Origin of the sequence: Mycobacterium sp. SP-6446 (assembly GCF_001954045.1) — a bacterium.
Taxonomy (GTDB): Bacteria; Actinomycetota; Actinomycetes; order Mycobacteriales; family Mycobacteriaceae; genus Mycobacterium.
In genome coordinates, this window is record NZ_MBEM01000064.1 from 48,101 (window position 1) to 67,311 (window position 19,211).

Sequence of the window (19,211 nt, forward strand, 5' to 3'; positions counted from 1 at the left end):
ACACCGGAAACAGGAGACCTGCAATGACACTCATGGCCCCCGAGGCGGTCGGCGAATCGCTCGACCCCCGAGATCCGTTGTTGCGTCTGAGCAATTTCTTCGACGACGGCAGCATCCAACTGCTGCACGAGCGTGACCGATCGGGCGTGCTTTCCGCCGCGGGCACCGTGAACGGTGTGCGCACCATCGCGTTCTGCACGGACGGAACCGTGATGGGCGGGGCCATGGGCATCGAGGGTTGCACGCACATCGTCAACGCCTATGACACCGCCATCGAGGAGCAGAGCCCGATCGTGGGTATCTGGCATTCCGGCGGTGCCCGGCTGGCCGAAGGCGTCAAGGCGCTGCACGCGGTGGGCCTGGTGTTCGAGGCCATGATCCGGGCGTCCGGCTATGTCCCGCAGATCTCGGTGGTCGTCGGCTTCGCCGCCGGCGGCGCCGCCTACGGGCCGGCCCTGACCGACGTCGTGGTGATGGCGCCGGAGAGCCGGGTCTTCGTTACCGGGCCCGACGTGGTGCGCAGTGTCACCGGCGAGGATGTCGATATGGCCGCGCTGGGTGGCCCGGAGACCCACCACAAGAAGTCCGGGGTGTGCCACATTGTCGCCGACGACGAGCTCGACGCCTACGAGCGCGGTCGCCGGTTGGTCGGATTGTTCTGCCAGCAAGGGCATTTCGACCGCACCAAGGCCGAGGCCGGCGACACCGATATTCACGCGTTGCTGCCCGAGTCGTCCCGGCGTGCCTACGACGTGCGCCCGATCGTGACCGCGATCCTCGACGACGAGACACCGTTCGACGAGTTCCAGGCCAACTGGGCACCGTCCATGGTGATCGGGTTGGGCCGCTTGTCCGGCCGCACGGTCGGCGTGCTGGCCAACAACCCGCTGCGTCTGGGCGGCTGCCTGAACTCCGAAAGCGCCGAGAAGGCGGCACGTTTCGTGCGCCTGTGCGACGCCTTCGGCATTCCGCTGATCGTGGTCGTCGACGTCCCCGGTTATCTGCCCGGCGTCGACCAGGAGTGGGGCGGCGTGGTTCGCCGCGGCGCCAAGTTGCTGCACGCGTTCGGTGAGTGCACGGTTCCGCGGGTCACGCTGGTCACCCGAAAGACCTACGGCGGGGCCTACATTGCGATGAACTCTCGGTCGCTGAACGCCACCAAGGTGTACGCCTGGCCGGACGCCGAGGTCGCGGTCATGGGCGCCAAGGCCGCCGTCGGCATTCTGCACAAAAAGAAGCTGGCCGCCGCGGCCGACCACGAGCGCGAAGCGCTGCACGACGAGCTGGCCGCCGAGCACGAGCGGATCGCCGGCGGTGTGGACAGCGCCATCGAGATCGGCGTGGTCGACGAGAAGATCGACCCGTCGCACACCCGCAGCAAGCTCACCGAGGCACTGGCCCAAGCGCCGGCACGCCGCGGCCGCCACAAGAACATCCCGCTGTAACCGTGCTCTGCCGGCCCGGCGCCGCGCGCGTAACGCTACTGCGGTAATTCGCGCGAAAATTCGCCGTGACGTTACGCTCGTGGGTCACTAACGGCCCAGGATCTGCGAAAGGGCTTTGCGCAGGGCACCTTCCGGATCGTCGGGAAGATCCTCGGCGCGCCAGCCGACGAAGTCGTCCGGGCGGACAAGAAGCGCGCCCTCGGGCTTGAGTCCGGTCACCGCAGCCCATTCGTCGCTGTCGACACGATGCGCGGCGACCGACGCCGAAGCCGCGGCGGCACACCATCGCTCACTCCCGGTAAGGACGGTGAACCCGGGGCCGAGCAGGTCAAGCGTCGACACACCGTCCCGCACCCACACGTGCGGAACCCGCGTTCCGGGCTGGCCGCGCAACTCGTCCACGATCTGCACCTCGTCCGGGTCGACCGGGGGCTCGTCCGTGACGACCGCAGCGGAACGATAGCGGTACCCGACTAGCAGCGGGAACATCGAGGATTCTTCCTCTGGTGGCAACAGCGGCCGGTCATCGTCGACCCGCAGCAGACCAATCGTCGGGCCGGACAGCGACTGTCGGGCGGCGAAGCGGCCGACCGGATGCCGCTCGGCATGGAAGGTGTCCAGCAGCGCGGGCCCGGCCGTGCCGTCCAGGACCGCCGCCAACTTCCACGCCAGGTTGTGCGCACTCTGGATCGCGGTGTTGGCTCCCCCGGCTTTGAACGGCGGCATGGTGTGTGCCGAATCGCCGACGAGAAAGACTCGACCACAGCGGAATTGGTCGGCCACCTGCTCGTGGGGCTGCCACGACGCGACGTCGATAATCTCGATGTCGATCTGCTCACCGATCGCCTTGGTGAGCAGATCACCGCAGCGTTGCAGCGTGAACTGCTCCGCCGTCTCGCCCTTGTCGGGGAAATAAGTGGTGACGAACATGCCGAGATCGCCCTCGGCCACGATGAAAATGCCCTGCACGTCAGCGTTTTGAACCTGCACGCCGTCTCCGTCGCCTAGGTGCGGGACAAACTTGCGCCACGGCGCGCGAAAGTAGATGAACACCACGAAGATCGGCAGCGCACCGTATCCGGAGGTAGTGATGCCGAGCGCGCGGAGCGTCGGGCTGTGCACACCGTCGGCGGCGACGAGATAATCGGCCCGCACCGTCTCCGACTCTCCCGAATCCCGGTCGCGGACAACGGCGGTGACACCGGTCCCGTCCGGCTCGAACGACGACAGTTCGGTGCCATAGCGCACCTCACTGCCGCGTCGGCGTGTTTCGGCGAGCAGGATCGGCTCGAGCCTGCTTTGCGGGCAATATTGCACGGTGGGCTCGGGGCTCAACATCTCCAGGCCGCCGAAGAGCGCATCGAGGTCGATGGCCGGCTGTTCCTCCGGGCTGTTGAGCGTTGGCTTGGTAACCAATTCGGAAACCTGCTCGGCGACGGCGTGAACCTGGTCGCCCAAGCCGAGCCCGCGCAGGATTTCCAGGCTGCGGAAGCTCAGATTGCGGGCCTTCGGATAGATGAAGACCTCGTCGCGCTTTTCGACCAGTAGCGAGCGGACGCCATGCTTGGCGAGCGACGCCGACATGGCCAGCCCACCGACGCCAGCGCCGACGATCAGCACAGGAACACGGACATTCATCAGGCCTCACCCCCAAGTACCGCTCTTGGCGAATTATGACAGTCACTACCATTCAATAGTAGATGTCACAATATCGGCCCCGCAAGCTCGCCAGAAATTCCAGGCGATAGCCGTTCCGGTACAGCAGGAGTGGGTAGTCAGGTGGAATCAGGTTCTAGGCAGAAGGCGGCATCGGATGGTTCGTCAAGAGGGAGGCCGATGGGACGTCGGCACCCAGGACAACGCGGTTTACCTTGAGCGCATCGATGGGAGCGACGAGCGGCTATTCGACGATGTATTGGCACCTGACGAAGCCCGCGATCTCGCTGGGCTCTTGACGAAGTTCGCAGCGAAGGCCGAGAAGGCTGACGACTCCGACAAGGGTGGGCAATCCGACGAGTCCGACGAGTCCGACAAGTCCGAGTCCGACAAGTCCGATTCTGACGATTCCAAGGACTCCAAGGACTCCGACGAGGACGAGCGCTCCGACGATTCAGATGATTCGGATGACTCCGAGGACTCCGAGGACTCCGACGATAAGGACTCCAAAGACTCGTAAAGGCTGCCCGCTAGCCAAGGCAGGCCAGGAATTCCTCAGCGACCGACACCACCCGCTCGCGATCGCGTGCCACCAGGCCGATCCGGGTCCGCCGGTCCAGGATGTCGTCGACACCCAGGGCGCCCTCGTGGGTCACCGCGAATTCGAACTCCGCGCGAGTCACGTCGATCCCGTCGGCCACTCGCTCGCCAGGGCGCTCGCAGGTGGCAGCGGCGATGACGTGGGCAGCCTCCGCCCCGTACCGCAGGATCAGCGACTCGGGCAGGCCAGCCATCGGCGGGACCGTCGAACCCGGGTTGGCCGGCGCGCCGACGAGCGGCAGATTGCGGGTCCGGCATCTGCCCGCATGCAGGTGCCGCAATTCGACGGCGCGATCCACGACATCCTCTGCCATGTAACGGTATTCGGTCAGCTTCCCCCCGATCACGCTGATGAGGCCGGAGGACGATTCGACGACGGCGTGCTCGCGCGAAACGTCCGCTGTGCGACCTCCGCCGGTGTCGATCAGCGGGCGCAAACCGGCGTAGGCGCCGATCACATCGCCGGCCTGCAGCGCGGTCCCCAACGCGGTGTTCACCGTGTCCAACAGGAACGTGATCTCCTCCGACGACGGTTGTGGCACATCGGGAATCGGGCCGGGGGCGTCTTCGTCAGTCAACCCGAGGTACACGCGGCCCAGTTGCTCGGGCATGGCGAAAACGAAGCGGTTGAGCTCCCCGGGGATCGGAATCGTCAGCGCAGCAACAGGATTCCCAAACACAGCAGCATCGAACACCAGGTGGGTTCCGCGGCTGGGCCGCAACCGCAGCGATCCGTCGATCTCCCCCGCCCACACCCCGGCCGCGTTGACGACGGCGCCGGCGGTTACGTCGAACGACCCCCCCGTGCGTTGGTCGGTCAGACGCACCGAGCCGCCGGTGGCCTCGGATGCCGCGACGTAGGTGAGGATCCGGGCGCCGTACTGCGCGGCGGTGCGCGCCACGGCGGTGACCAGGCGGGCGTCGTCGATCAATTGCCCGTCGTAGGCCAGCAGGCCACCGTCCAGGCCGTCGCGTCGAACCGTCGGGGCCATCTCCACCACGCGAGCGGCCGAAACCCTGCCCGATCGGGGCAGCACCGACGACGGCGTACCCGCCAGCGCGCGCAGCGCATCACCGGCGAGGAATCCCGCGCGCACCAAGGCACGCTTGCCACGACTCATCGACGGCAGCAACGGAACCAGCTGCGGCATCGCGCGCGCGAGGTGAGGGGCGTTGCGCGTCATCAGGATTCCGCGTTCGATGGCGCTGCGCCGGGCGATCCCCACGTTGCCCGTCGCCAGGTACCGCAGACCACCATGGACCAATTTCGAACTCCACCGGCTGGTGCCAAACGCCAGATCGTGCTTTTCCACCAGCGCCACCCGCAGGCCTCGTGATGCGGCGTCCAAAGCGATCCCGACGCCGGTGATGCCGCCACCGATCACCAGGACGTCCAACGGCTCGCCGTCGGCGAGGGCATTCAGGTCGGCCGCGCGACGCGCGGCGTTCAGGGCTGTGGAGTTCACGACAGGTATCCATTCAGCGAGTAGGTGAGCTCGGTGGCCAGCGCATCGGAATCGAGAATCGGCCGGACGATCCGCTCCGACTGGATCGTGGACTGGGCGATCAGCAACACCATGGTGGCCATCTGCAGCGGGTCGCCGGCTCGGACGCTGCCGTGGCGTTGGGCCGCGCGCAACCGATCGGCTAGGGCGTCGATCAACATCTGCTGGCTGGACCCCAGACGCTCGGTGATGTAGAGCGGCGCCAGCTCCGAATGCATCACCGACATGACCAAGTCATCGCGACGCAGCAGATTGGCCACCGTAACGATCTGTCGCACAAGGGATTCCCGGTCTTCGCCGAGCAATGGCGCGTTGCGCATCACCCCAACGATGCGTTGGGTCAGCAGCGCCGCCACGATCGAGCGGGTATCCGGCCAGCGGCGGTAGACCGTCGGCCGGCTCACGCCCGCGCGCCGGGCGATCTCCGCCAGGGTCACCCGGTCCACCCCGAAATCGACCACGCAGGTGGCGGCCGCCGCAAGGATCCGTTCTCGGGTATCAACTGGCGCGTTACTGATTGACAGCATGTGTAATACTGTAACGCATGACGCACCTCGAGGAACTCCTCCCGCCGATGAAGTGGAACGCGTGGGGAGATCCCGCCGCCGCCAAGCCCCTGTCCGAGGGAATCCGGGCGCTGCTGAAGCAAGCCGTGGGCCTCGACGACGAGCCGAAGGCCGAACTTGACGCCGATGATGTCGAGCTGCGCCCGTCCGCACTCACACCAGAGGATCGAGACGCGCTGACCGCGATCGTCGGCGACGGCTACTGCCGCGTCACCGATCGCGATCGGTTGTTGCACGCGGGAGGCAAGTCCACCATCGACATGTTGCGGCGCAAGGAGAAAGTCCAGGACGCGCCCGACGCCATCCTGCTGCCCGGCGACGAAGACGCCGTGGCCGCGATCCTGCGTTACTGCTCGGAGCGCGGCATCGCCGTCATCCCCTTCGGGGGCGGCACCAGCGTCACCGGCGGCCTGAATCCCACCCGCGGCCAATTCGACGCGGTGGTCTCCCTCGATTTGCGCCGCTTCGACCGGCTGATCGACCTCGACGAGGTGTCCGGGCAGGCGGTCTTCGGTGCCGGCGTGACCGGGCCGGACGCCGAACGCATGCTTGGCGCCCAAGGCTTTTCGCTCGGGCATTTCCCGCAGAGCTTCGAGTACGCCACCATCGGCGGCTTCGCGGCCACCCGGTCGTCGGGCCAGGATTCGGCCGGCTACGGCCGGTTCAACGACATGGTTCGCGGCCTCCGGGTGATCACTCCGGTCGGCACCCTGGATCTGGGCCGCGCGCCGGAGTCGGCCGCCGGTCCCGACCTTCGTCAGCTACTGATCGGCTCCGAGGGCACGTTCGGTGTCATCACCCAGGTGCGGCTGCGCGTGCACCGCGCGCCGGAAGCCGTCCGCTACGAGGCGTGGTCGTTCCCGGATTTCGCGACCGGGGCCGCGGCCCTGCGCGCGGTCACCCAAAATGCCACTGGCCCCACCGTCATTCGGCTCTCCGACGAAGCGGAGACCGGGGTCAACCTCGCCACCACCGAGGCGATCGGCGAAAACCAAATCACCGGCGGCTGCTTGGGGATCACGGTGTTCGAGGGCACCACGGAACACGTCGAAAGCCGGCACGCCGAGACCCACGCACTGCTGGAGGCGCAGGGCGGCACGTCGCTCGGCGAAGCGCCGGCCCAAGCCTGGGAACGCGGCCGGTTCGCCGCGCCGTACCTGCGCGACTCGCTGTTGTCCGCGGGCGCGCTGTGCGAGACGCTCGAGACCGCCACCGATTGGTCCAACATTGCTGCCCTCAAGGCCGCGGTCACCGAAGCGCTCACCGGTGCGCTGGCCGAGACCGGCACGCCGGCGCTCGTGATGTGCCACATTTCGCACGTCTACCCCACCGGCGCCTCGCTGTACTTCACCGTCGTCGCCGGGCAACGCGGCAATGCGATCGAACAGTGGCAGAAGGCCAAAAAGGCGGCGTCCGACGCGATGATGGCCAACGGCGCGACGATCACCCACCACCACGCCGTCGGCGCCGACCACCGACCCTGGATGCGCGACGAGGTGGGTGATCTCGGAGTGCAGGTACTGCGCGCGGTGAAGGCGACGCTGGACCCGGCCGGAATCCTCAACCCCGGCAAGCTGATTCCGTGAGTACGCGTGAAATCGCCAAAGTCACCGCGCTGACCAATCCCGTGTCGGGGCATGGCGCCGCGATCCGCGCGGCCCAAAGAGCGATCGCAAGGCTGCACGATCGGGGCGTGCAGGTCACCGAGATCATCGGCGACGACGCCGAAGACGCGCGCCACCTCGTCGGCGCCGAGCTCGAGCGAGGAACCGACGCGGTCATGGTCACCGGCGGCGACGGCGTCGTCTCCAATGCCCTACAGGTGTTGGCGGGCACCGACATTCCGCTGGGAATCATCCCGGCGGGGACCGGCAACGATCACGCCCGCGAATTCGGCATTCCCACAAAGGATCCCGAGGCGGCCGCCGACATCGTGGTCGACGGCTGGACGGAAACCATTGACCTGGGCCGGATTCGCGACAGCGACGGCACCGACAAGTGGTTCGGCACCGTCGCCGCGGCGGGATTCGATTCCTTGGTGACCGATCGCGCCAACCGGATGACCTGGCCGCACGGGCGGTTGCGCTACTACATCGCGATGCTCGCCGAGCTTTCGAGGCTGCGGTTGTTGCCGTTCCGGCTGGTGCTCGACGGGACGAAAGAGATCGACGCCGACATCACGCTGGCGGCCTTCGGCAACACCCGCAGCTATGGCGGTGGGCTGCTGATCTGTCCGAACGCCGACCCCACCGATGGTCTGCTCGACATCACGATGGCGCATTCGGCGTCCCGGACCAAACTGGTCCGCCTGTTCCCCACCGTCATGAAGGGCACCCACGTCGACCTGGACGAGGTGACCACCGCACGCGCCAAATCAATCCACGTCGAGTGCCCGGGCATCAACGTGTACGCCGACGGCGACTTCGCCTGCGCGCTGCCCGCCGAGATCTCCGCGGTCCCCGCCGCGCTGCGGATTCTGCGCCCCGCGCGATAAGCATGAGCGCCGTGTGGTGGTGGCCGTTCCTCACATACTGCAGATCTGGTCGTGGAGCTCGTCGAGGTAATCGTCGTAGGCGGCGGTGATGTCGTCGAGGTCGAGCTGCTCGGGCAGCTCGTCGGGCGACTGCCGCGCAATCAGATAGGCGATGGTGGCAGCGACAACACGGGTTTCGTCGGCGTCGGGTCCGGCGATGCGCACGACGATCTCTGGCGTGGCCCGCATCCGGATGGTGACGAGCTCCTCGCCCTGGGCGACACGCACGAGGTAATCGTGATCGCCGAGCGCTTCGATTCGGGGAGTTTCAATGTTTTTCATTGTCATGACACACCTCCACGCCACTAGATGGTCTGGTGTCGCCCGAAGTATTCGTGGTCTTCGTTGTAACCGCCGTATCCGCTACCCACCTCGGAGTAGTGTGCGATGAACTCAATGCCCTTGAGCCACTTCACATGCCGGAAGCCGTGCTGCAATTCATTGCGCAGCCGTAGTGGCGCCCCGTGACCGTAGCTCACCGGTTCGCCATTCATGTCGTAGGCCAGCATCGTCAGATGATTGCTCATCTGGTCGATCGGGTGCGCGACATAGTAGATTCCCCCGTCCGCCCCGGGGCCCAGCGAGTAGAACACCACCCATTTCGCAGCGGGCAGCGGTTTGACGACGTCCATGATCGTCTTCATTTGCACACCACCCCATTTGGCAACACCCGACCAGCCCTGGATGCAGAAGTGTTGGGTGATCTGTTCGTGGTACGGCAAGTCATGCAAGTCGGCCAACGAGAACTCGGTGGGGTTCTCGACGAGGCCGTAGACCCGCAGCCGCCAATCCACGAAGTTGTTCTTTTCCAACTCCTTGTACTCAACGGTTTCCGGGTACGTCCCGTTGTGCCAGAAGTACGGCGAGATGTCTTTTTCGGTGAACGCACCGGGCTTCGGGTTGGCGTACTCGAACAGCCGCTGCAGCGGGCCGACAAGCGCGTACCCGACCCGCTGCACAATCCTGGGGTGGCGATAGGTGAACGGGGTGGCGACCACCCAGCCGATGGTTACCACGACCATGGCCGCGGCAAAGACCCAAAAACCTACCCAGCTGTTGTCGTCGCGGGCGCCGAACATGTGGTTGAGGTTGCGCACAGCATCGGTGGCAAAGACCATCGTGACGTGCATACCGATGAACGCAATGAAATACATCAAGACCAGGAAGTGCAGTGAGCGTGCGTGCTGAATGTTCAGCCGTTTGCTGATCACGGTGAGGCGCATCGAAAGTGCCGGCGACATCCCAAGCGCGGTGATGACCGCGAGCGGTGCGGCGATGAAGACCGTCGTGAAGTACGTCAACAACTGCAGCGCGTTGTAGGCCACCCAGGTGTTGTCGGTCGGCCAGTCCAGCGAGAGGTATTGGAACGCAACCGATACGGCATTGGGGAAGACGTCCCAGCTGGTCGGCACGATGTGTCGCCATTGACCGGTAGTGAACAACAGCACGTAGAAGACCGCGCCGTTGAGGAGCCACAGAACGTCAGCGCCGAGGTGCCACCATCGCGCCAGCCCAATGGAGTGGCGAATCCCGGGCAATCCCAACTGACCGGGCAGGCCAACGGAGTCGTCCTTGGCCGTCCACAGCGGGTCATCCGGTACCGGCTTGGCAACTCGCAGCCACTCGTCTTTGCCCGGGGTGGCGTTGCGACTGAAGTACAGCCGCGGATGATCGCACAGAATTTGAATCCCGGAACGGATGATGAACGTCATCAAGAACAGGTTGAAGAAGTGGCTCCACCCGACCCACGCCGGGATGCCGGGGCTGACGCCGGAAGGTACATGGGTTCCGGGATAACGCTGGATGAATGACTGCACCGCCGAGACGTTATGCAGGCCTTTGGCCACGGCAACGGCCACGGCGAGTGCGGCGAACCCGACGGGAAGCAGCCAGAGCACGTTTATCCACTTGTCGCGACCCACCCGTAGTCGCGGCACGATGGCCCGCTTATCTTCTATGCCGCCAGCCCATGTCTCGGGGTTGACGATGTTCTCGGCAAGGCGCAGCTCTGCGCGGTACCCCGTGCCCTGATACCCGCCGACATCGCCCCTGCGGGCCTGGCGGACGCGGAGTTCGTTATCGGTCACGCCGTATCGCACCTAACGCAATTTTTACAATTTGTTATGGATAAACTCTAGCGCGTGAAGTGCCTGATCAGGAAGGGTCGCTGCGAGTGACTCGCCTCACCGCGCGCTACCGCGCTGCAGATTCTGCACCTCGCCAAATCGGGATCACGGCGGTGTAACGAATCGGCCACCCCGTCCGATATCTTGGCGTCGGCTCTGCATCGGGGGGAAAAATGTCGGGACACCGCAAGATTGCACTGGGCCTGTTGGCTGCTGCGGCGCTGGGCTTTTCAGTCTGGCTTTCGCCTGCGGCCTCCGCGATTCAACCGTCGGCCTGGAACGGGCCCTACCTGCTAACTTTCGCCGCGAACCAGAAGACCGGTACCAGCATGGCGGCCCGCCAGCCCGAAACCTCCCAGCGGGCCAGCTACTCGTTCACGTCGAACTGCTCGACGGGCGTCTGCGTCGCCACGGTCAATAACCCCCCGGCACCGAAAAGCCCGTACGAGCAGCGATCGGTCCAGTTCGCCTGGAACGGGTCTCAGTGGGTCCAGCAGATCAACCGGACATGGGATTGCCCACTGCTCGGCGGCCGCGTGGAACGCGACCCCGCGAGGTCCATCACGGCCTTGACGCCCGCCGCCGACGGCACCCTGACCGGCGTGTTTCACATCGACATCGTCAGCGGGGCGTGCGCCGGCAGCATGGAGATGCCGGTCACCGCTACCCCGGTGAGCCCGCCCGTTATCTAGCCGACGCCCCGGCTCAGCCAGGTCACCTCACCGGCGTCGCCGCCGTCGCGGTACACCTCGAGCGCCTCGTCCCAGGCCGTCCCCAGCACCGAATCCAGTTCCGCGGCTAGCGTGTCGGCGCCCTGCGCCATCATCGCCCGCAGCCGCATCTCGCCGACCATGATGTCGCCGTTGGCGCTCATCGCGCCGCTCCACAAGCCGAGCTGCGGGGTGTGGCTGAATCGGTGGCCGTCGACTCCGGGGCTGGGATCCTCGGTGACCTCGAACCGCAGCACCGACCAGGAGCGCAACGCGTTGGCCAGCCGGGCGCCGGTGCCCACCGGCCCGACCCAATTGGTGACCGCGCGCAGCTGTCCGGGCATCGCCGGCTGCGGGGTCCACACCAAGTTGGCCTTGGATTGCAGGGTCGACGACAGCGCCCACTCGACATGCGGGCAGACCGCCGCGGGCGAGGCATGGACATAGACCACGCCAGCCGTCACGTCGGCGAATTGGTTCGACGCACGCATCTCCTGCTCCTTCGGTTCCACGAGGGACGTCTTCCCCAACGACCTGGTGGATCCGCGAGCAGCGGAAATGCTGATGTTTTTGTGTCGTGCGTGTCTATTGTGCCCTGTGATACCCGTGTTGCGCTAGTCTTCGATGCCTATTTGGTGTATTCGGATATCGCCGCGTCGGAAATCGCGGGCCACACGTCCAGCGCCCACTCGCCGAAATCGCGGTCCGTGAGTGCCACCAGCGCGAGCTCCGCGTCGGGATCCGCCCAGATAAAGCCGCCCGCCTGGCCGAAATGCCCGTACGTTCGCGCCGAATTCCGGCCGCCCGTCCAGTGCGGCGATTTCGAATCCCGGATCTCGAAGCCCAGCCCCCAATCGTTGGGCCGCTGCACCCCGTACCCGGGCAACACGCCGTCCAGGCCGGGAAATTGCACCGTCGTGGCCTCGTCGTGCAGCTGCGCCGACACGGTCGCCGGGCGCAGCAGGTCACCGGCGAAGGCGGCCAGATCCGCCACCGTGGACGTCGCCCCGAACCCGGCCTCCAACGCCCCGCCGTCCAGCCGGGTCGTCGCCATCGCCAGCGGCTCGCACACCGCCTCGGTCAGGTAGCGGCCGAACTCGATCCCCGACTCTCGCTCCACGGTCTCGGCCACCACGGTGAAGCCGTAGTTCGAGTAGATTCGCCGGGCGCCGGGCTTGGTCAGCGCGCGGTCGGTGTGCATCGCCAGTCCCGACGCGTGCGCCAGCAGATGGCGAACCGTGGAACCGGGCGGCCCGGCCGGGGTCTCCAGGTCGACGACGCCCTCCTCGATCGCGACGTGCACGGCCCGCGCGACCAACGGTTTGGTTACCGACGCCAGCACGAAAACCTGCTTGGTGTCCCCGTGGGTGTCCAGCACCCCGTCGGGCCCGACCACCGCGGCGGCGGCATTGGCCACCGGCCAATCGGCGAGCAGGCCGAGAGCGTCGCGGGCCGCCATCACTTCCTGGCGATGTAGTAGTTGTTCAGCGGGTCGCCCTCGATCTCGGTCACCCGCACGTCGCCGAAACCGGCGTCGGCGAGCATCGAGGTGGCCAGCTGCGTTCCCCACGCCGTGCCCAGCCCGGCGCCATCCAGCGCCAGCGACACCGTCATGCAATGCATCAGCGAGACCGTGTAGAGATAGGTGCTCATCGGGACGTCGACGTTCTCCTCGAGCCGGCTCGATGCCTTGACGTCGGCCATCAAGAAGACACCGCCAGGCCGCAGCGCTTGGTAGATGTTCTCCAGCACCCGCGCCGGCTGCGCCTGGTCGTGGATGGCGTCGAACACGGTGATGACGTCGTAGGCCTCGTGCTTGTCCAGCCGCGCCAGATCGTGGCTTTCGAAGGTCGCGTTCGTCAGGCCGAGGCGAGCCGCCTCGGCGACACCGGTTGCGATGGCCTCGCCGGAGAAGTCGATGCCGGTGAACCGGCTTGCCGGAAACGCCTGTGCCATCACGTTTATCGCGTGCCCGCTGCCGCAGCCGAAGTCGGCCACGTCGGCCCCGGCGCGCAGGCGTTCCGGCAGGCCGTCGACCAACGGCAGCACGACGTCGACGAGCGCGATGTCGAACACGGCGGCGCTCTGCTCTGCCATCAGCGCGTGGAAGCGCGGGAATTCGCTATACGGCAGCCCGCCGCCCTCGCGAAAGCAGCCGACGATTTTCTGCTCGATCTCGCCGAGTTGCGGAACGAACAGCGCAACCAGGGCGAGGTTGTGCGGTCCGGCGGCGCGGGTGAGGGTTGCCGCGCGGTGGGCGGGCAACGAATAGGTGGCGTCGGCGGCGTCGTAGTCGACGACGTGCCCGGTGGTCATGCCCGCCAGCCACTCCCGGACGTAGCGCTCGTTGAGGCCGGCGGCCTCGGCGATTTGCGCGCTGCTGGCGGGCGGCAGCCCGGCCATCGCGTCCAGCAGTCCGGTCTGATGCCCGATGCTCAGCAGGATGGTGAGACTGGCGCCGTCGATGGCCGCAACCATTCGCTCGGCGAAGTCTTCGGCGGTCTCGGGTGCCGTCATGGTCAGCGACGCTACACCGTAGGTTGGACGCCATGAGTCAGACAGTGCGCGGCGTGATTTCACGAAAAAAGGGCGAACCCGTCGAGCTGGTGGACATCGTCGTCCCGGACCCCGGGCCCGGTGAGGCCGTGGTCGACGTCATCGCCTGCGGGGTGTGCCACACCGACCTGACCTACCGCGAGGGCGGCATCAACGACGAGTACCCGTTCCTGCTCGGCCATGAAGCCGCGGGCACGGTCGAGGCGGTCGGGCCGGGCGTGACCGCCGTCGAGCCGGGCGACTTCGTGATCCTGAACTGGCGTGCGGTGTGCGGGCAGTGCCGGGCCTGCAAGCGTGGCCGGCCGCACCTCTGCTTCGACACCTTCAACGCCGAGCAGAAGATGACGCTGACCGACGGCACCGAACTCACCCCGGCGCTGGGCATCGGGGCGTTCGCCGACAAGACACTGGTGGCGGCCGGTCAATGCACGAAGGTCGATCCTGCGGCCGATCCGGCGGTCGCGGGCCTGCTGGGTTGCGGGGTGATGGCCGGCATTGGCGCGGCGATCAATACGGGCGCGGTGGAGCGTAACGACACCGTCGCGGTGATCGGCTGCGGCGGCGTGGGCGACGCCGCGGTCGCCGGTGCCGCGCTGGTCGGCGCCCGGCGGATCATCGCCATCGACACCGACAACACCAAGTTGGAGTTGGCGCGCAAGTTCGGCGCCACCCACACCGTCAACGCCCGCGAATTCGACGTCGTCAAGACCATCCAGGACCTCACCGACGGCTTCGGCGCCAACGTGGTGATCGACGCGGTCGGCCGTCCCGAGACGTGGAAGCAGGCGTTCTACGCCCGCGACCTTGCGGGCACCGTGGTGCTGGTGGGCGTTCCGACTCCAGACATGCGTTTGGAGATGCCGCTGGTGGACTTCTTCTCCCACGGCGGGTCACTGAAGTCGTCGTGGTACGGCGATTGCCTGCCCGAGCGCGACTTCCCCACCCTGATCGACCTCTACCTGCAGGGCCGACTTCCCTTGGAGCAGTTCGTCTCCGAGCGCATCGGGCTCGGCGACATCGAGGAAGCCTTCCACAAGATGCACGAAGGCAAGGTGCTGCGTTCAGTGGTGATGCTCTGATGGTGGGCATCGACCGCGTGGTGACGTCGGGTGTGTTCGAACTCGACGGCGGCAGTTGGGAAGTCGACAACAACATCTGGCTCGTTGGCGACAACTCCAATGTCGTGGTGTTCGACGCCGCTCACGACGCGGCGCCGATCATCGATGCCGTAGCCGGTCGCCATGTCGTGGCGGTGGTGTGCACGCATGGCCACAACGACCACGTGACGGTCGCTCCCGAACTCGGCGACAGACTCGATGCGCCGGTGCTGCTGCATCCCGCCGACGAAGTGCTGTGGCGAATGACCCACCCGGACAAGGACTTCCGTTCGATATCCGACGGCGAGACCTTGGCCGTGGGTGGCACGGAATTGCGGGCCATGCACACGCCGGGCCACTCACCGGGATCGGTGTGTTGGTATGCGCACGACCTGGGCGTGGTGTTCAGTGGCGACACCCTGTTCTCCGGCGGCCCCGGCGCGACCGGGCGCTCGTACTCCGACTTCCCGACGATCCTGCAGTCGATCTCCGAGCGGCTCGGCAAGCTGCCCGGCGAGACCGTCGTGCACACCGGCCATGGCGACAGCACCACAATCGGCGAAGAGATCGTCCACTACGAGGAATGGGTGGCGCGCGGGCACTAGGTGTTTGGCGTCGGATCGAATCCGGTCGTCACATCTGCCGCACGAGTCCCTCCGCCACGCGAGGCTCTCTTTGCCCACCTCATAGCGACAACCACAAAGCTTGTCCCCTTCTCCAGCCACGACTTATACGTATCGCCTCACGCGATCGCAGTACTGAAGGTATTCCTGGCCATAATGGTCGCGCATGAACTCTTCCTCACGCAGTATCTGGCGGTGGAACAGCGCGAGCCCGCCGGCGAGGAACGCCAACGGTATCCAGTTGGGAAAGGCGAGGAACTCACCGATCAAGATCAGCGCGCCGCCGACATAGATCGGGTTGCGGCTGACCGAAAAGATGCCCGTGGTGACCAATTCGTCGGGGTGATCAACGTCGATGCCGACGCGGAAGCTGCGGCCGAACGAGACCAGGCTGGCCACCAGGACCGACAATCCGCCAAGGCATAGCGCGACCCCCGCCCACGCCGCCGCATTCGAATGAAAGAACCGCTGCCCGCTCACGATCGGCCAGCCGAAAGCCGCGGCAAAGACCGTGTAGAAGTAAAACAGCGCGACGGGCGGAATCAGAAAGTCCGTCTTATCGATGTTCCCGAAATGCATTGCCTGCGTTCCGGTTCGGCGCAGCAGGAAGACTCTCGTCAGCACGATGGCAAGCAACGCCACCAGGGCCGACGCGGCGAAATATCCCGGCATCGTGATCGCATCTCCTCTCTGAGTGGTTTGATACCATCCTAGGTGTTATGCCTAGTAAGATGTCAACAGTCGATGAATTCCAGGTGCCGCCCGACCTGGTGGACGCGGCGATCCGGGCCGCGGAGCAGTGCGGCCGGCCGGTGGCCGAAGTGTCACTGGGCACGCTCGCCGAGACGGCCGGGATGTCGCGCAGCACGCTCCTGCGCAGGATCGGGGGATCTCGGCGGGCGTTGGACGAGGCGGTTCGCGAAGCCGGCGTCGATCCCGGCGGGCGGCCGGTGCGCGAACGCGCCATTGAAGCCGGGGCCTGGTTGATCAGCGATCGCGGGCTCGCGTCGGTGACGCTGGAATCCGTTGCCGAGTCGGCGAGTTGCTCGGTGGCGAGCTTGCAGGCCATATTCGGCACTCGCGACCGACTGTTCGGAGCGATTTACCAGCGTTACAGTCCGCTGAGCGATCTGGCCCTTCTGTTTGCCGACGCAACCGCGCGCGTCGAGGACACTGTGGCGAGCTTTTACGCGGTGATGGCGGCTGGTCTGGCCCGCGAACCGCGGGTGGCTCCCGCAATGCTGGCTGACCTGCTGGCGAACCCGCATGGGCCCGTCGCCACGGTCTTCGCCGACTACTTTCCTCGTGACTTCGCCACCGTCGGAGGATGGCTGCATCGGCAGGTGGCCGCAGGCACGATCCGCGACATTCCGATCCCCCTGTTGATAGAGCAACTGACCGGACCCCTGCTAGCCCACGTATTAATGCGGTCCGCTGCGGGGCAGCCGGGTTGGGAGATGCCCGAACTGGAGCAGGTGTGCGAGGCGTTCACGGCCATGTTCCTTAATGCCGTTGGAACACAAGGCAGCACGCAATGACACGCGTCAAATGCAGCCTTCTCCATGGGCTCAGTGTCCCTCGAGGATCCGTCGCTTCTCGGATTCGAACTCGCTTTCCGTCAATGCCCCGGAATCCCGCAGTGCCGCTAGCGTTTTCAGCCGCTCTAACCGAACGCCCTGATCGGTGGGCTCATACGGTCTAGGCTCATGCACCGCGACGAAAGCGGCCGCCGCCTTGCGCCGGGTGCGCGACAACCACAGCCCGGACACGATCGAATCGACTAGCCCCACCACGAACACGGCCACGAACACCCACACCAGATAGCCGTAGGAACTCTTGTGCCCGAAGGCAAGTCGCGGCTCGATGAAACCGTTGACCTTGCCATCCGTCGTGATGTTGTAGGTCCCGGCGGCGGGAATCTGGGCCACCCATACGCGCACATGTGCGTCATTGTTGACCGTGGTTGTGCTGCCGATGTTTTCCGTCACCACCGGCTGCGCCACCCCCTCGGGCGGCGAGATCGTGACGCCGAGCGGCGGCACCGGCAGACCACCGTTGGGCCCGCCGATCACCACGGTGTGGAAGCTGACGGTCACTTCACCTGCGGGCAGGCTCAGGCTGCCCGACCCCGGGATCGCCACTTCGCCGTAGGCGTCGTATTTGTCCAGGAAGAACGCGTTGAGCACCAGCGAGACGATGAAGCCGGCCACCGCGACGACCATCATCACGATGGCCCCGCCGAGCGAGATTTTTGCGAGCCGCCTGCTGCTCATTGAGGCAGTGTGTCACCGCGGGGCATGCGGTGCCAGCGAAACACCGCGGCCCCGACAATCACGAACGCCGCCACCGGCACCCAGTCGCCCAGCCGTTGGTACGCCGTCGCACTCGATCCCAACGGCACGCCGACGACGGTCACACCCCGAAAGTCCGATGAAAGCCACGCCAGTCGGCGACCGCGCGCGTCGAACGCCGAACTGTCCCCGGACAATCCGGCGTGCACGGCGGGGCGGCCCGCCTCGACGGCGCGCACCGCCGGCTGCGCGGCCAGCTGCGGCTGCGCCCAACTGCCCTGGAACGACGAGGTCGAGCTTTGATACACCAGCAGCTCGGCACCCAGTGCAGCCTCGCGCCGCGCGAGGTCGGAGAACGTTGCCTCGTAGCTGATTAACGGTCCGATGGACACGGCGCCGACGGGCAGTACGACCGGCCCGGTGCCGCGCTGCCGGTCCTCGCCGGCGGCCTTGCTGTGGCGGGTGGCCCAGCCGAAAAGCGGTCGCAGCGGCACATATTCGCCGAACGGCACCAGCCGGGTCTTCCGGTAGCTGCCCAACGATCCGTGCTCGCCGATGAGCACCGCCGACTTGTAGATCCCGCCGCCCGGGGCGGGCGCATCGACGTTGACCAACAGGTCCGCGCCCACCCGGCGGGACAGCTCGGCGAGCCGGGCCAGCAGCTCGGGATGGCTGGCGAGGTCCTGTCCCACGCTGCTTTCGCCCCAGACCACCAAGTCGGGTCGCTGGCCGGCGACAGCCGCGGTGAGCGCCTCGCTGGCCGCCAGCCGGGCATCGGAATCGGCAATGTCGCCGGGCTGCACCAACGCGACCCGCAGCGTTGAACCGCCGACCGGCGCGGGCCCCAGCAGATACCACACGGGACCCACCGCCGCACACGCCAGCGCGGCCGCCACCGCGACGAGCCGACCCGGTACCTCCCGGTGCACGATCACGCCGGCGATAGCGGTATTACAAGCAGCCACAAGAAAACTCGTCAGCCACACCCCGCCCAACGACGCCGACGCCAACGTGAGCGGCTGGCTGGATTGCGACGCGCCCAGCGATGCCCACGGACCGCCCAGCGACGGCAGCGACCGCACCGCCTCGGCCGCCACCCACGCGCTGGGCAACACGACCAACGCCGCACTAGTGCGGCCGACGGTGGCGGGCGGCGCCAATAACCGATGCACGAACCACCCCCACGGCAGCCAGAGCGCGCCGAACCCGACGGCCAGCGGAAGCACCAGCGGACCGATGCTGGTGACCAACCAGTACTGGTTAATCAGCACGAACCCGCCGAGACCCCACCATGCCCGCACGGACGCCTGCCACCCCGAAGGCGCCGCCCGCACCAGCAACAGCAGCGGGACCATGCCGAACCAGGCCAACCACCACCAGGACGGCGCCGGAAAAGCGAGCGCGGGCAGCGCGCCGGCGGCCAATGCGGCGGCCCAGCCGCGAACGCGCTGTCGACAAGCCGACACAAAGAGCACACTAAGACGGGGCTCATACCGAGTAAGG

General features: G+C 66.5%; 19 protein-coding genes. 8 read left to right on the forward strand and 11 right to left on the reverse strand.

What is annotated here, in order from left to right:
- Positions 1-23 precede the first annotated feature (23 nt).
- A complete protein-coding gene (locus A5736_RS04795; protein WP_076115174.1) occupies positions 24-1,445 on the forward strand; it encodes an acyl-CoA carboxylase subunit beta in 1,422 nt (473 codons plus the stop codon).
- 87 nt (positions 1,446-1,532) lie between these two features.
- Here A5736_RS04795 and A5736_RS04800 read toward each other — a convergent pair whose 3' ends face one another.
- Positions 1,533-3,083, reverse strand: a complete 1,551-nt coding sequence (locus tag A5736_RS04800) for an FAD-dependent monooxygenase (RefSeq protein WP_076244789.1) — start codon at positions 3,081-3,083, stop codon at positions 1,533-1,535.
- A 175-nt stretch (positions 3,084-3,258) separates the two neighbouring features.
- Here A5736_RS04800 and A5736_RS04805 point away from each other — a divergent pair, with 175 nt between their 5' ends.
- Entirely contained in the window at positions 3,259-3,621 is a 363-nt protein-coding gene (locus tag A5736_RS04805) for a hypothetical protein (protein WP_076244791.1), read from the forward strand.
- Positions 3,622-3,631: 10 nt separating this feature from the next.
- Here A5736_RS04805 and A5736_RS04810 read toward each other — a convergent pair whose 3' ends face one another.
- Both A5736_RS04810 and A5736_RS04815 read right to left on the reverse strand, forming a co-directional pair.
- A complete protein-coding gene (locus tag A5736_RS04810) occupies positions 3,632-5,176 on the reverse strand; it encodes a glycerol-3-phosphate dehydrogenase/oxidase (protein ID WP_076244793.1) in 1,545 nt (514 codons plus the stop codon).
- A complete protein-coding gene (locus A5736_RS04815; RefSeq protein ID WP_076244794.1) occupies positions 5,164-5,733 on the reverse strand; it encodes a TetR/AcrR family transcriptional regulator in 570 nt (189 codons plus the stop codon). Before A5736_RS04815 ends, A5736_RS04810 begins: the two co-directional genes overlap by 13 nt.
- A gap of 47 nt (positions 5,734-5,780) precedes the next feature.
- On the opposite strand from A5736_RS04815, the gene A5736_RS04820 reads away from it, so the two are divergent.
- Both A5736_RS04820 and A5736_RS04825 read left to right on the forward strand, forming a co-directional pair.
- Positions 5,781-7,358: an FAD-binding oxidoreductase gene (locus A5736_RS04820; RefSeq protein ID WP_371328360.1), complete on the forward strand. Its 1,578-nt coding sequence runs from the start codon at positions 5,781-5,783 to the stop codon at positions 7,356-7,358.
- The gene (locus A5736_RS04825) at positions 7,355-8,266 is read left to right on the forward strand and encodes a diacylglycerol kinase (RefSeq protein WP_076244797.1); all 912 of its coding nucleotides are present in this window, start codon (positions 7,355-7,357) and stop codon (positions 8,264-8,266) included. Before A5736_RS04820 ends, A5736_RS04825 begins: the two co-directional genes overlap by 4 nt.
- A 30-nt stretch (positions 8,267-8,296) precedes the next feature.
- Here the strand turns inward: A5736_RS04825 and A5736_RS04830 are convergent, their stop codons facing one another.
- Positions 8,297-8,587: a hypothetical protein gene (locus tag A5736_RS04830; RefSeq protein WP_076244799.1), complete on the reverse strand. Its 291-nt coding sequence runs from the start codon at positions 8,585-8,587 to the stop codon at positions 8,297-8,299.
- 23 nt (positions 8,588-8,610) lie between these two features.
- Entirely contained in the window at positions 8,611-10,311 is a 1,701-nt protein-coding gene (locus A5736_RS04835; RefSeq protein ID WP_076244915.1) for a molybdopterin-dependent oxidoreductase, read from the reverse strand.
- Between the two features lie 293 nt (positions 10,312-10,604).
- Here A5736_RS04835 and A5736_RS04840 point away from each other — a divergent pair, with 293 nt between their 5' ends.
- Complete coding sequence (locus A5736_RS04840; RefSeq protein ID WP_076122299.1) at positions 10,605-11,123, forward strand: hypothetical protein; 519 nt, start codon at positions 10,605-10,607, stop codon at positions 11,121-11,123.
- Here the strand turns inward: A5736_RS04840 and A5736_RS04845 are convergent.
- The 3 genes from A5736_RS04845 to A5736_RS04855 form a co-directional block, all read right to left on the reverse strand.
- Positions 11,120-11,632: a DUF3145 domain-containing protein gene (locus tag A5736_RS04845; protein ID WP_076122429.1), complete on the reverse strand. Its 513-nt coding sequence runs from the start codon at positions 11,630-11,632 to the stop codon at positions 11,120-11,122. The two genes, A5736_RS04840 and A5736_RS04845, sit on opposite strands and share 4 nt — an antisense overlap.
- 137 nt (positions 11,633-11,769) lie before the next feature.
- On the reverse strand, positions 11,770-12,600 hold the full coding sequence (locus tag A5736_RS04850; RefSeq protein ID WP_076244801.1) for a serine hydrolase: 831 nt from the start codon (positions 12,598-12,600) through the stop codon (positions 11,770-11,772).
- A complete protein-coding gene (locus A5736_RS04855) occupies positions 12,600-13,658 on the reverse strand; it encodes a class I SAM-dependent methyltransferase (protein ID WP_076244802.1) in 1,059 nt (352 codons plus the stop codon). The genes A5736_RS04850 and A5736_RS04855 overlap by 1 nt, the downstream gene beginning before the upstream one ends.
- A gap of 32 nt (positions 13,659-13,690) precedes the next feature.
- Here A5736_RS04855 and A5736_RS04860 point away from each other — a divergent pair, with 32 nt between their 5' ends.
- Together A5736_RS04860 and A5736_RS04865 are read left to right on the forward strand one after the other, a co-directional pair.
- Positions 13,691-14,776 (forward strand): S-(hydroxymethyl)mycothiol dehydrogenase, encoded by a 1,086-nt coding sequence (locus tag A5736_RS04860; protein WP_076244804.1) that lies wholly within the window; start codon positions 13,691-13,693, stop codon positions 14,774-14,776.
- Positions 14,776-15,399 carry an MBL fold metallo-hydrolase gene (locus A5736_RS04865; protein ID WP_076244805.1) on the forward strand — a complete coding sequence of 208 codons (624 nt, stop codon included), beginning with the start codon at positions 14,776-14,778 and terminating at the stop codon, positions 15,397-15,399. Before A5736_RS04860 ends, A5736_RS04865 begins: the two co-directional genes overlap by 1 nt.
- A gap of 123 nt (positions 15,400-15,522) precedes the next feature.
- Here the strand turns inward: A5736_RS04865 and A5736_RS04870 are convergent, their stop codons facing one another.
- The gene (locus A5736_RS04870) at positions 15,523-16,089 is read right to left on the reverse strand and encodes an isoprenylcysteine carboxylmethyltransferase family protein (RefSeq protein ID WP_076244807.1); all 567 of its coding nucleotides are present in this window, start codon (positions 16,087-16,089) and stop codon (positions 15,523-15,525) included.
- A 59-nt stretch (positions 16,090-16,148) separates the two neighbouring features.
- Between A5736_RS04870 and A5736_RS04875 the strand changes: the two genes are divergently transcribed.
- Entirely contained in the window at positions 16,149-16,955 is an 807-nt protein-coding gene (locus A5736_RS04875) for a TetR/AcrR family transcriptional regulator (RefSeq protein WP_076244809.1), read from the forward strand.
- A gap of 30 nt (positions 16,956-16,985) precedes the next feature.
- Here A5736_RS04875 and A5736_RS04880 read toward each other — a convergent pair whose 3' ends face one another.
- Both A5736_RS04880 and lnt read right to left on the reverse strand, forming a co-directional pair.
- On the reverse strand, positions 16,986-17,690 hold the full coding sequence (locus A5736_RS04880) for an SHOCT domain-containing protein (protein WP_076244811.1): 705 nt from the start codon (positions 17,688-17,690) through the stop codon (positions 16,986-16,988).
- Complete coding sequence (lnt, locus tag A5736_RS04885; RefSeq protein ID WP_371328358.1) at positions 17,687-19,183, reverse strand: apolipoprotein N-acyltransferase; 1,497 nt, start codon at positions 19,181-19,183, stop codon at positions 17,687-17,689. The genes A5736_RS04880 and lnt overlap by 4 nt, the downstream gene beginning before the upstream one ends.
- Positions 19,184-19,211: the final 28 nt, after the last annotated feature.